This window comes from Burkholderia sp. AU18528, assembly GCF_002223215.2.
Lineage (GTDB): Bacteria > Pseudomonadota > Gammaproteobacteria > Burkholderiales > Burkholderiaceae > Burkholderia > Burkholderia semiarida.
In genome coordinates, this window is the sequence record NZ_NKFC02000006.1 from 1353170 (window position 1) to 1365432 (window position 12263).

Here is a 12263-nt window from a genome sequence, read left to right on the forward strand (position 1 = left end):
CGATGAACGCACCGCACAAACGCGATTTCTCGACCAACGAACGCCTGCCCAGGATCGCGTTGCTTGCCGCCGGGATCGGCCTGCTCAGCACGCTTGCCGCGTTCGTGCTGTTGAGCCTGATCCACCTGTTCACGAACCTGTTCTTCTTCCAGCAACTGTCGTTCGCCGATCGTTCGCCCGCGAACAACACGCTCGGCGCATGGGTGATCGCGGTCCCGGTGATCGGCGGGCTGATCGTCGGGTTGATGGCGCGTTTCGGTTCGGAAAAGATCCGCGGCCACGGCATTCCCGAGGCGATCGAGGCGATCCTGTTCGGCAAGAGCCGGATGTCGCCGAAGGTCGCGATCCTCAAGCCGCTGTCGTCCGGCGTCGTGATCGGCAGCGGCGGCCCGTTCGGCGCCGAAGGCCCGATCATCATGACGGGCGGCGCGCTCGGCTCGCTGATCGCGCAATGCGTGCACGTGACCGCCGCCGAGCGCAAGACGCTGCTCGTCGCCGGTGCGGCCGCCGGCATGACGGCCGTGTTCGGCACGCCGGTGGCCGCCGTGCTGCTCGCGGTCGAACTGCTGCTGTTCGAATGGCGTCCGCGCAGTTTCCTGCCGGTCGCGCTCGCGTGCGCGGTGGCCGGTTTCGCACGCGCGGTGTTCTTCGGCGTCGATCCGCTGTTTCCGCTGACGACGGCCGCGCCGACGCCCGTCGCGCTGCTGTCGTGCATCGTCGCGGGCGTGCTGTCGGGCCTGCTCGCGTGCGGCTTGTCGGCCGCGCTCTACCGCGTCGAAGACGCCTTCGCGAAGCTGCCCGTGCACTGGATGTGGTGGCCGGCGATCGGCGCGATCGCGATCGGCGTCGGCGGCTGGCTCGAGCCGCGCGCGCTCGGCGTCGGCTACGACGTGATCGGCGACCTGCTGCACCAGCACATCGCGCTGAAGATCGCGCTCGCACTGCTGATCGTGAAGGCCGTGATGTGGGTGATCGCGCTCGGCTCCGGCACGTCGGGCGGCGTGCTTGCCCCGCTGCTGATGCTCGGCGCCGGTCTCGGCACCGTGCTGTCGCCGCTACTGCCCGGTGGCGATCCCGCGCTGTGGCCGCTCGTGTGCATGGCCGCGACGCTCGGTGCGACGCTCGGCGCCCCGCTCACCGCGATCGTATTCGCCTTCGGTCTCACGCACGACACCAACGCGCTGCTGCCGCTGCTCGCGGCGACGCTCGTCGCGCACGGCTTCGCGACCATCGCGATGAAACGCTCGATCATGACGGAAAAGATCGCGCGCCGCGGCTACCACATCTATCGCGAATACGGTGTCGATCCGCTCGAGCGGCACGACATCGGCGAAGTGATGACGTCGGCCGACCGGCTCGTCGCGATCGACGGCGCGGCCACGCTCGATACCGTCGAAGCGCAATACTTCGGCGCGAAACAGACGCACCGTGCGTACCCGGTCGTGCAGCACGGCCGGCTGCTCGGCCTCGTCGATCGCGCGACGCTCGATGCACAGCGCGCGCAGGCCGGCGCCGACACGCCGATCTCGGCCGCGTTCGCCGAGCGCGCACCGGCCGTCGCGTTCGCGCACGAAACCTGCCGTGTCGTCGCGTCGCGCCTTGCGATGCTCGGCCTCGAACGCCTGCCGGTGGTCGCCGACGAGCAATCGCTGCGCATCACGGGCATCGTGTCGCGCAGCGACCTGATCAAGCCGGCGCTCCAGCACTTCGACGACGAACAGAAGCGCGAGCGCTTCCGTCCGGTCGTTCCGGTCAACCTGCGCGACGTCGGCTCGCGCAAGGCCGGCTGACATCACCCGCGTGCGCGGCGCTCTGCCGCGCGCATCGCTTCCTCGCCCGCGCACTGCTCCACGATGCGGCGCGCCCGTGGCGCGCCGCATCGCCTCACTCCGTTGCTTTCGCCCGTTTAAAGTTGGTTAACAATCCGGCCGACGAAAGTTTGTCATCATCGTGCTCATGCGACGGGGCCATCCATCAGCCATTCCACTTCGTCATCCAATAAAGAGTCGCGGCGCGGCATGCGCACACATGCCGGCCGCCGCGGCCGTCACGTCACCACACCACGACCGGGCAGCGCGCCGACCGACGCATGACGTCGAGCCGTACACGACGCATGCCGCGCCGCAGCAACATGCGCAGCATTCGAGCCGCCGTTTGGCAAGCGCGTTAACAACTTGTTTCGGAATGACCGGAACCGTGCGTGCCCAACGCGATCTCACTTGCACGCAGCACTGCTGCGCATCCCACTCAATCAATCACGACTCGAGGGAGATAACGTGAACGTGAAATACTTACCGCTCATCGCATTGACCGTGGCAATTTCTGCTCATGCGGCCGAACCGGCCGTGCAGAACGTGGGACAAAGCCAGAAAGCAGCGCCGGACGTCTCGGCATGCATCGCCAAGACGTGGGCCGACAAGTCGCAACAACAAGTGATCTCGCAGAACGTGCTGGCCAACGGCCTCGCGACCGACGTGTACGCACCGGGCCAGCAGCCGCCGAACGGCGCCGCCGCGATGGTTCGTCCGTCGTGGAAGCCGGATGCGAAGACGTGGGTCGGCGTGCGCGGCGACGCAGCGGCCGCCGGCGACATCAGCGCCTGCCTGTAACGAAGGCTGGCGCACCGGATGGCCTTGCGCCATCCGCTTGCAACGGGCCCCGCTTCGGCGGGGCTTTTTCTTTGCCGCGCGAAAAGCGCGTTACAGGTAGCTGCACACGTAGTCGAGCGTCTCGATCACCTCGATGTCGAAGCGGCTCTTGCCCGGCACCGAGAACGATTCGCCGGCGCCGTAGGTCTGCCATTCGCTGCTGCCGTCGAGTTTCACGCGGCACTTGCCGGCCTGCACTTCCATCAGTTCGGGCGCATCCGTGCCGAAGTTGAGCGCGCACGGCAGGATCACGCCGAGCGTCTTGCGCGTGCCGTCCGGGAAGAGCACGGTATGCGACACGCACTTGCCGTCGAAATAGACGTTCGCGCGCTTGACGACCGATACGTTGTCGAATTGGGTTGCACTGGTCATGTGATGCCTCTGATTGCTGGATGCCGGATGGCGATGGATTTGAAGGCCGGCCGAAGCGGCGGGCCGGCCGCTATGATACCGGCTCGCGCGGCGGGCGCCGCAATGGTACGCGGCCAGCGCGTGCCGGCCCCAGGATCGTCAGGATCACTACGCGATCCGCGCAAGGCGCCCTTTCATCGCAGCCCCTTGCGTCGCGCGGAATCGCGCAGGCAATCGAGCAGCATCGCCGCGGCCGGCGTCAGCGGGCTGTCGCGGCGCGTGACGACCTGCACCGATACGCCCGGCAAGCGCTCGCGAATCGGCAGCACCGCGAGCTGGTCGCGCGCCCATTCGCCTTGCAGCAACTGTTCCGGCATCGATGCGATCAGGTCGCAACGCGTCATCAGGCTGTGCGCGAGACCGAAGCTCGGGCATTCGACGACGCGCGCCGGCACCGGCAGCCCGTACGCGACGAACGAGTTGAACAGCACCTGCGTCGAGCTTTCCGGCGACGGATTCATCAGCCAGTCGGCCTCGACGAGATCGGCGAGCGACGTGGCCGACGCGAGCGGATGCCCTTTGCGCGCGACGATCAGCGAACGGCTCGCATAGAGCTCCGCATGATCGAACTCGGCCGCCAGCAATTCGGGCACGACGACCACCACCGCAAAATCGAGCGAACCGTCGTGCAGGCGCGGCAGCGCGACACCGGGAAACCCTTCGATCAGGTTGACGCGCGCCACTGGAAAGCGGCGCCGGAACGCACGAAACGCGTCGGGCAGGATCGTGACCGCCGCCGCCGGCGTGATCGCCGCCGAGACGGAACCCGTCATCGCCCCCTGCGCCTGCTCGATGTCGTCACGGGCGCGCTGCATTTCGGCGACGATCAGCCGCGCGCGCACCTGCAACTGCTGGCCGAACGCGGTGAGTTGCACGCCGCGCGCGGTGCGCACGACGAGCGATACGCCGAGCGCGATCTCCAGTTCCTTGACCGCCTTCGTCAGCGCGGCCGGCGACACGTTCAGGCGCCGCGCGGCCGCGCGAATGCTCCCTTCCTCCGCGGCGGTGACGAACGCTTTCAGCTGATGGTATTTCATGGGGCGATGCGTGATCCGTGGAAACCCTGTGCGCCGTACCGCGCAGGGGGTTCAGGGTATTCCCGAGCGGCAACTGACGGTGTGCACCAAAGCAATTTAGCAGCTTCTGGTACGCAAAAGAAATTTATATGCTTGGTCGTCATATGCGCGTCAAATGCCCCACCAGCCCCACTGGAGAGACCATGCTGCAAGCCGTGAACCCCGTCATCCCCGGCATCGCCGCGATCGCCCCCGAGCTCGTCGAAGTACGCCGCCGCATCCACGCCCATCCCGAACTCGCATTCGAAGAGACGCTCACGAGCGACCTCGTCGCCGAGCTGCTCAGCGGCTGGGGTTACGACGTGCATCGCGGCATCGGCAAGACGGGCGTGGTCGGCGTGCTGCGCGAGGGGCAAGGCACGCGCACGGTCGGCCTGCGCGCCGACATGGACGCGCTGCCGCTCGCGGAAACCACGGGCCTGCCGTACGCCAGCCGCCATGCGAACAAGATGCATGCATGCGGCCATGACGGCCATACCGCGATGCTGCTGTGCGCGGCACGCCACCTCGCGGCCACGCGCCAGTTCTCCGGCACGCTGAACCTGATCTTCCAGCCGGCCGAGGAAAACTTCGGCGGCGCGAAGGCGATGATGGACGACGGCCTGTTCGACCGTTTCCCGTGCGACGCGATTTTCGCGATCCACAACATGCCGGGCCGCGCGGCCGGTGACATGGCGTTCCGCACCGGCGCCGCGATGGCGTCGGCCGACCGCGTGACGATCACGCTGCGCGGCGTCGGCGGCCACGGCGCGATGCCGCATTTCGCGCGCGATCCAATGTCCGCCGCCGGCAGCATCATGGTCGCGCTGCAGACGATCGTCGCGCGCGAGGTCGATGCGCAGCATGCGGCCGTGATCACCGTCGGCAGCGTGCAGGCCGGCGAGACGTTCAACATCATTCCGGAAACCGTCGTGATGAAACTGTCGGTGCGCGCGCTGAACGCGGACGTGCGCGCCCTGCTCGCGCGCCGCATCGAAGCGCTTGCGAGAGGCCAGGCGGAAAGCTTCGGCGTCACCGCGGAAATCGACTACGACTACGGCTATCCGGTACTCGTCAATCACGCGGAACCGACCGCGTTCGCGGCCGGCATCGCGCGCCAGATCCTCGGCGCGGAACGCGTCGAAACCGAAGCGGCGCCGCTGATGGGCAGCGAGGACTTCGCATTCATGCTCGAGGCGCGCCCCGGCTGCTACGCGTTCATCGGCAACGGAGTCGGCAGCAAGGGCGGCTGCATGGTCCACAACCCCGGCTACGACTTCAACGACGACATCCTCGCCATCGGCGCGAGTTACTGGGTTCGCGTCGCCGAAGCCTGGCTCGCGGCCTGAACGCCCTTCACCACGCAGTTTCGCGCTAACCGGGAGAACCCCATGGAAACGTCCGCCCTTCCGTTCGCCGGCACGCCGGTCGATGCCCGCGCCGCCGCGAGGAAACGCCGGCTGATCGCGGCCGCCGCCGTCGGCAACGCGCTCGAGTTCTACGACTTCACCGTCTACAGCTTCTTCGCGATCCTGATCGGCAAGCTGTTCTTTCCGGTGCATTCGTCGTTCGGGCAACTGATGCTCGCGGTCGCGAGCTTCGGTGTCGGCTTCGTCACGCGTCCGCTCGGCGGGCTCGTGATCGGCATGTATGCGGACCGCGCCGGCCGCAAGAAGGCGATGATCCTCACGCTGCTGCTGATGGCGCTCGGCACCGCGACGATCGCGGTCGCGCCGACCTTCGCGCAGATCGGCATCGCCGCGCCGCTGCTGCTCGTGCTCGCCCGGTTGTTGCAGGGCTTCGCGTCGGGCGGCGAAGTCGGTGCGTCGACGACGTTGCTGCTCGAACAGGCGCCGCAGCATCGGCGCGGTTTCTATGCGTCGTTCCAGTTCTCGAGCCAGGGGCTCGCCGCGCTCGCGGGCGCGCTCACCGGCGTCGCGCTGACGTCGACGCTGACGGCCGCGCAACTCGAAAGCTGGGGCTGGCGCGTGCCGTTCATCATCGGCACGCTGTTCGTGCCGCTCGGCTACTGGCTGCGCAAGACCGTCGAGGAAGTGCCTGCTGCCGCGCCTGCTGCTGCCGCACATGCATCCGTGGAAAAAGTCGCGTCGCTACCGCTCGCCGACGTGCTGCGTCATCACGGCAAGGCCGTGTTCGCAGGCCTCGGCGTGACGATCGGCGGCACGTCGATCCACTACATCATCGTGTTCTACATGGCGATCTACGGCGTGCAGGTGCTGCACCTGCCGACGTGGCTGTCGATGACGGCCGGCTGCGTCGCCGGGGCGATCCTGATGCTCGTGACGCCGATCGGCGGCCATCTGTCCGACGTGTACGGGCGCAACCGGATCGTATGGTGGACGCGCATCGTGCTGATGGCCGCGATCTACCCCGCGTTCATCGCACTGAATCGCTGGCCGGGCGCCGCGTCGCTGCTGTCGATCATCGCCGCGCTGTCGATCGTGCATGCGATCAACATCGGCGCGACGGGGGCGATGCTCGGCGAGTTGTTTCCGCGGGCGGTGCGGGCGACCGGCGGTGCGCTCGTGTACAGCGTGGGCGTCGCGATCTTCGGCGGCTTCGCGCAGTTCTTCGTCACGTGGCTGATCGCGGCGACCGGCAATCCGAATGCGCCTGCGTGGTATGCGATCGGGTGTGGCGTCTTCACGCTGCTCGCGATTCGCTACATGGACGAGAAGGCGGGGAAGGCGCTCGATTGAGCGTTGGGGGGATGCGCGATGTGCGAAGCGTCATTGACGTCGCGCGCGCCCATCGGGCATCATTGACCAATGCACAACGCCACGATCACCCTTTCGACGACCACGCGCACGACCGCCTTCGGCGGGCCCGTGCGGCGAGTGCGCGCAGGATCGTAGCGTCACCGATTCCACAGGCCCCGCCGGTTCCGGACGGGGTCTTTTCGTTTCTCCGTCTGCGTCGGCCACTCAAGAGAAACGCCATGTCCGAAGCCCCTTCCCCGAAACGCGCACTGCTCGTGATCGGCATGCAGGTCGGGCTGTTTCATGGCCCCGATCGTCCGCATGACGGCGCACGCGTGCTGGCCAACATCAATCGGCTGATTCGCCGCGCGCATGAAGCCAGTGCGCCCGTGTTCGCCGTGCGCCACATCGGCCCGGCCGGCTCGCCGATCGCGCCCGATGCGCCGCTGGCCGCGCTGCTGCCGGAGCTCGCTATCGATACGGCGCGCGACATCGTGTTCGACAAGACCCGGCCGAGTTGCTTCGCAGGCACGCGGCTCGCCGAGTGGCTGCACGCGGCTGGTATCGGAGAAATCGTGATTGCCGGGATGAAGACGCAGTACTGCGTCGATACCGCGTGCCGTGCGGCCACCGATCTCGGGTTTCGCGCGGTGCTCGTTGCCGATGCGCATACCTGCATGGACACGCCCGCGCTGCCGGCCGAGCGAATCGTCGCGCATCACAATGCAACGCTTGGCGGGCCGTTCGCGGTGCTCACGCCGACTGAGGCCTGCCTGTTCTGAGGCAAGGCGCGAGACGAGCCGTAAAGGCCTCAGCAAAACCCCATCGCGCGCGTCGCCTTGATACACGACGATGCGTCGCGAACTGAAACAACTTTCCTCGAGAACGTCACGTCTCCGGACAGAAATTGGCTGAGCCGTTGGTCGAAGTGATATGAAAACTTGATCAGGTCGATGGTGTTCCGGAAGGTTTCCTTGGGCAGCTTGCCCTTCATCACCGAATGAATAAAGCGCTTGATCAGATGTAGCGCTCTCACGCGAAACGAAACCTCCACCCTCAAGATCAATGAACACTTGACGAGCAGCGTCCGCTCCGCTTTCACGCCGTTTGCCGATCGTTCCTCGATGTATATGCATCCAACTCGAGCGCGTACTCATATTCTGAGTAAAAATCCCGCAGAGGCGTCATCATACGTCGCGTGCGCTGTAGCTCTTTTGCGAAGTCCTCGTTGCTGCTCGTGCGTTCGAGAATGAGAAGCAGTTGAAATACCGAGAGACTCCAGGAAGTAGAGAAGGGAAACGGTGTGTCGAAGACAGACTCCTTCGCGCGACTCGCTGCATCTTTCAGCTTGCGAAACCAGTCATGCAGAGCATCGAACTCCTTTTGTCGCTTGGAGTTTATTGCGATGAATTGATTAACGCATCCCGCAAACAGGAACTTTTGCAAGAATGGCCGATCGTGAAGGCTTCCAAGATCGCCACGCGTTATTGATAATTTGAGAACTTCCCGTGATCCTAGGGTAAGCGGCGCTGCCGACGTCCCTTGATTCAACGTTATCGTGCCCTGCTCCAGAAGCACAGCGTGTCGCTCCATCGCTTGCGCTTGCGGTCGCACGACCGCCTGCCCGAGGTCTGACAGGGCCGCGACGTCATCGCCGGATCGTGCTTGTCGTCGCAACATCTTGCTCTTCAACTCGAAAACGATCACGTGGTTCGCCGTCTCTACAACCGCATCACATTCGCCTTTCGATCCGTTCGCCTGGTATTCGCCGTGCAGCACAGAGACGCCATGTTGCTCGAGTTTTACGCGAACGAAGTCCTCAAATAGCGGACCGACAACTTTCTCGTCAAAGCTGCCTTTCTTCCAATTTTTTCGACACCATTGCAGCGCCGCATTGACCGTGGCGCGAGCCGCGAGCGGCGGGATCTGCATGAAAAACGTACCGTTGTTCAGTAGCAGCGGGTGAAACGCCGCATCTACAGCGTTGTCCTCTGGCGGAAACGTCAGAGATTGGTTGGCGCCCGATACGTGCGTGAATACGTTGAGGAGCAGGTTCGCAGCGGGCGTAAGATCCAGATTTGTCGCAAACGCAATGCTTTCCGGCGGGACTCGGACAAACTCCTGCGTCACGCCATCTGCGCACGCCCGCTCGCATGCTCGCAAGATAACTCTGGCAGCCGCCAGTATCTGGGCCGACGTCGTGCCATGCTCGTCTTTCAGCTCGGCTAGTGGCTTCTGGGATATCGTCCATTCCAGATACTCACGCGCGTGGGCGGGTTTCGCTTGCGTCAAAAGAAACGTTGCATCGTATACGATTGACTTTTGCATGATGCGGACCATGTCCACATTTCTCGCAAACGCCAATTCGAAAGTTCCCACCGACAGGTCGAGCATCGCAGTTGCCCAAGTCACAAGGTCAACAAGCTCGGCAAGCATAGCTTCAGGAGAGGGCGCGGTCGGGGCCAGCGAAAAGTATCGCAAGCCGAGTTGGTACAAATACGCCAATGGCAGGTCGGGCTGCGCGTTCACTTGAATGGTTTGACCATTGCGCCCAAGCTTGTATCGACCTGTTACCGCACTATACGTACGCGCAATTGCGCCCGCTGCACTTGAAGCCAGAATGGCACCCAGAGAGGCCGATTTTCGCTCAATATCTTCTGCAAGCCGCCGCGTCTCGGCCGGGGATATGTGCATTCCTCCATCGACCGGCAGATCGATCTGATAGCCCGACTTCCTCAGTCCATTGATGGCTATCGAGAGGCAATTCACGCGCGCGTTTGACTGCCATACCAGATCGACTGGCAGTCCACTTTGGCTCGCCGCATACACTGCTGCGAGCTCCACGGCGCGCTCCCAGTTGCTAGTCACGTCAGGATAATCCCCTCGTTGACGAAGCGCCTGTTGGACTGCCTCAGCTACCCCGAGGTATGGATCTGCAGGTTCCTGCTCGCACAAAAATCGCACTCCGAGATCGTCGACGATGCGGACGAGCTCAGATAGCGCCTGATCACTCTCTTTCGCGGTAAAGCATGCGCGGATTTGTTCGAGCAGCTTGTCGCCTTGACTATTCACCGCACCCGACGACGTGGTGATGTGGGCGTCGACCAGCGACTTAAATGTCTTCAGATCCATAGCGTTGGAATTGTCCTGTCAGAGTCATTTGATTTGGATCAACGCAGCGACACCGTAGATCCTCCCTGATTGCTTTCGCGTCGGAGTAGCAACCGTCAGATTGTCTCGCCGATTTCGAGGAAACCAGATGATTATGGAGCAGATGCAACAGATCGCCCTGCGGCAACGGCGACCGTCCACGATATAGTCTGAATCAGACTGCGCTTTCATTAGGACGGTAGTGCTGCTTTTGAGATACAAACCGGCCACTCAAATAACGACACTGTAGGATAGGCGTGTGCCCGTTATTGGCCGTTCTAAGACACCCCAGTAGCCGCTTGCACTGCAGCACCTTCTCAGCGTAGCCCTCTGCTAAATCAACCGCGGAGTGCAGATACCTGAATTTCAGCTTGCAAAAAACGTCAACGAATGTGAATCTACCAAGCGGTCTTTATCGGTATATCGGTAGTGGTGTGATACCCCGCAGCCGGTCATCCGGCCATCAGATCAGCTACAAAACGGCGGACGACCAACCTGCCGTTTCCATGCAGGATCAATTCCCCAAGTCCGCCCGCTGTCGGTCATGATGCGTCGACACCAGTACGCACGCACCTCAACGCCCCAACAAGCCCCCTAAACGCAAAAAGGCACGGACCTTCATCGCCCATGCCTTTTTCCCCTACACGAACCACCTCATTCAGAACGTGTGCATCATCCCCACATACGCGCCGGTCTGCGACTCGCCCGTCATCGGACTCGTCCCTGACGTCGCATCGCGCGGCGACGCAATCAGCGAAAAGTTCGAATTGCCGCCATTCCGCACATACGCGACCGTCCCATACAGGAACGTGCGTTTCGACAGGTTGTACGTGGTGCCGAGCACGTACATGATCGCGTGACCCGACGGATCGTGCGACGCATCGCCGCCGCCGTCGCCCACCTTCACGTAGTACCCGCCGCCCGTCACCGCCCATTGCGGCGTCGCCGTATACGTCGCACCGAGCCAGTAATGATCGGCACGATCGGCCACCCCCGCCGGGCTGTCCGGCGCCTGGTAGTGCGTATACGCCCCCTGGATCTTGAACTTCGACACCTTCACGTTCGCCCCGACGAAGTACTCGCGCGACGCGGTGAAGATGTTGCTGAACTTGCCGTTGTTGTCGCGCAGTTCGTCGTAGATGCCGCGCACGTCGAGCACCGGCGAGTGGTACGAGATCATGATCCCGTCCGAGCGGCCGAAATCGTCGGCCGCACCGTAGTTGAACCCGCGCGACTGGTTGCCGAACGCGTATTGCGCCTGCACGTCGAAGCCGCCGATCACCGGGCTGTGATATTCGATGTTGTTGCTGCTTTGCGGCCAGTTGCGGCCACGCACGAGCGACGCCGACGAAAACGCCTGCTGGACGAACGGATCGAATTCCCACACGCCGTCGCTGTCGATGAACAGGTTGCGGCCGGCCTGCAACTGGCCCCACGTGTCGCTCTTCAGCCCGACGTATGCGCGCCGTGACCACATGCGCCCGCCGCCCGTCTGGCCGTTCATCACCTGGAACGCGGTTTCCAGGTTGAAGACCGTCGACAGCCCGCCGCCGAGATCCTCGACGCCCTTCAGCCCGAACATGCTGGTGCCCCAGTCGCCGCTTTCCGCGCTCCAGCGCGTGCCGCTGCCGCCGTTCGGCTTCGCGATGTGGTTCAGGTATTCGACGCCGCCGTCGATCCGGCCGTACAGCGTGACGCTCGTCTGTGCAAACGTAACCGCCGGCGTGGCGGCCGCAATCAGCCATGCGAAGTATTTGAGTCGCAAAATGATGCCCCCTCGAAGTCTCGACCGTCCGACGCGCGCCCCATGCACGCGCCTCGGGTCTGCTTAGCCGCGATCGATCGAAAAACGTCCGGGGCCGGCCGCGCAGAGCGCGAGCAAGCCGCCCGAGATCGCGATGTTCTTGTAGAAGTGAATCATGTTGTTGATCTGCTCGCCGCCCGTCATCGTCCAGTAGTGATGGCCGATGATGCCGGTGCCGATCGTATACAGCGCAAGCAGCAGCGCGAGCGCGCGCGTCTGGAAACCGACGAGGATCGCGATCCCGACGAACAGCTCCATCACGACGGAGATCGCCGCCGAGATGATCGGCGCCGGTGCGCCCTCGCTGCCCATGAACGCGATCGTACCGGAGAAGTCGACAATCTTCTTCCAGCCGAACATCACGAACAGGATCACGAGCAGAATGCGGGACAGCAGCAGCAGCACATCGCGCTGGGACGCGAGAAACGGTTGATTCGGTGTCATGGTGTGATCAACGAAAACGATGCGCGCAACC

11 protein-coding genes are annotated in these 12263 nt (G+C 63.9%); 5 read left to right on the forward strand and 6 right to left on the reverse strand.

All coding sequences use genetic code 11. The features are described from left to right. Positions 1-2: 2 nt before the first annotated feature. A complete protein-coding gene (locus CFB52_RS23010) occupies positions 3-1790 on the forward strand; it encodes a chloride channel protein (protein ID WP_099317533.1) in 1788 nt (595 codons plus the stop codon). A 486-nt stretch (positions 1791-2276) separates the two neighbouring features. Then, the gene (locus CFB52_RS23015) at positions 2277-2609 is read left to right on the forward strand and encodes a hypothetical protein (protein ID WP_179231799.1); all 333 of its coding nucleotides are present in this window, start codon (positions 2277-2279) and stop codon (positions 2607-2609) included. Between the two features lie 90 nt (positions 2610-2699). Here the strand turns inward: CFB52_RS23015 and CFB52_RS23020 are convergent, their stop codons facing one another. Together CFB52_RS23020 and CFB52_RS23025 are read right to left on the reverse strand one after the other, a co-directional pair. Then, positions 2700-3020, reverse strand: coding sequence for a pyrimidine/purine nucleoside phosphorylase (locus CFB52_RS23020; protein WP_040140021.1), 321 nt, complete (start codon positions 3018-3020; stop codon positions 2700-2702). A 173-nt stretch (positions 3021-3193) separates the two neighbouring features. After that, on the reverse strand, positions 3194-4096 hold the full coding sequence (locus CFB52_RS23025; protein ID WP_099317534.1) for a LysR substrate-binding domain-containing protein: 903 nt from the start codon (positions 4094-4096) through the stop codon (positions 3194-3196). 182 nt (positions 4097-4278) lie between these two features. On the opposite strand from CFB52_RS23025, the gene CFB52_RS23030 reads away from it, so the two are divergent. The 3 genes from CFB52_RS23030 (at position 4279) to CFB52_RS23040 (ending at position 7616) form a co-directional block, all read left to right on the forward strand. After that, entirely contained in the window at positions 4279-5463 is a 1185-nt protein-coding gene (locus tag CFB52_RS23030) for a M20 aminoacylase family protein (RefSeq protein WP_099317535.1), read from the forward strand. A 42-nt stretch (positions 5464-5505) separates the two neighbouring features. Next, positions 5506-6834, forward strand: a complete 1329-nt coding sequence (locus CFB52_RS23035; protein ID WP_099317536.1) for an MFS transporter — start codon at positions 5506-5508, stop codon at positions 6832-6834. Between the two features lie 239 nt (positions 6835-7073). Continuing rightward, positions 7074-7616, forward strand: a complete 543-nt coding sequence (locus CFB52_RS23040; RefSeq protein ID WP_099317537.1) for a cysteine hydrolase family protein — start codon at positions 7074-7076, stop codon at positions 7614-7616. 29 nt (positions 7617-7645) lie between these two features. Here CFB52_RS23040 and CFB52_RS23045 read toward each other — a convergent pair whose 3' ends face one another. The 4 genes from CFB52_RS23045 to CFB52_RS23065 all read right to left on the reverse strand — a co-directional run bounded on the left by CFB52_RS23045 (position 7646) and on the right by CFB52_RS23065 (position 12232). Further along, positions 7646-7936, reverse strand: a complete 291-nt coding sequence (locus tag CFB52_RS23045) for a hypothetical protein (protein ID WP_180278242.1) — start codon at positions 7934-7936, stop codon at positions 7646-7648. After that, positions 7933-9966: a hypothetical protein gene (locus tag CFB52_RS23050; protein ID WP_124862140.1), complete on the reverse strand. Its 2034-nt coding sequence runs from the start codon at positions 9964-9966 to the stop codon at positions 7933-7935. The genes CFB52_RS23045 and CFB52_RS23050 overlap by 4 nt, the downstream gene beginning before the upstream one ends. 676 nt (positions 9967-10642) lie before the next feature. After that, complete coding sequence (locus tag CFB52_RS23060; RefSeq protein WP_099317540.1) at positions 10643-11749, reverse strand: porin; 1107 nt, start codon at positions 11747-11749, stop codon at positions 10643-10645. A gap of 63 nt (positions 11750-11812) precedes the next feature. Then, on the reverse strand, positions 11813-12232 hold the full coding sequence (locus CFB52_RS23065) for a DoxX family protein (protein WP_060310849.1): 420 nt from the start codon (positions 12230-12232) through the stop codon (positions 11813-11815). Positions 12233-12263: the final 31 nt, after the last annotated feature.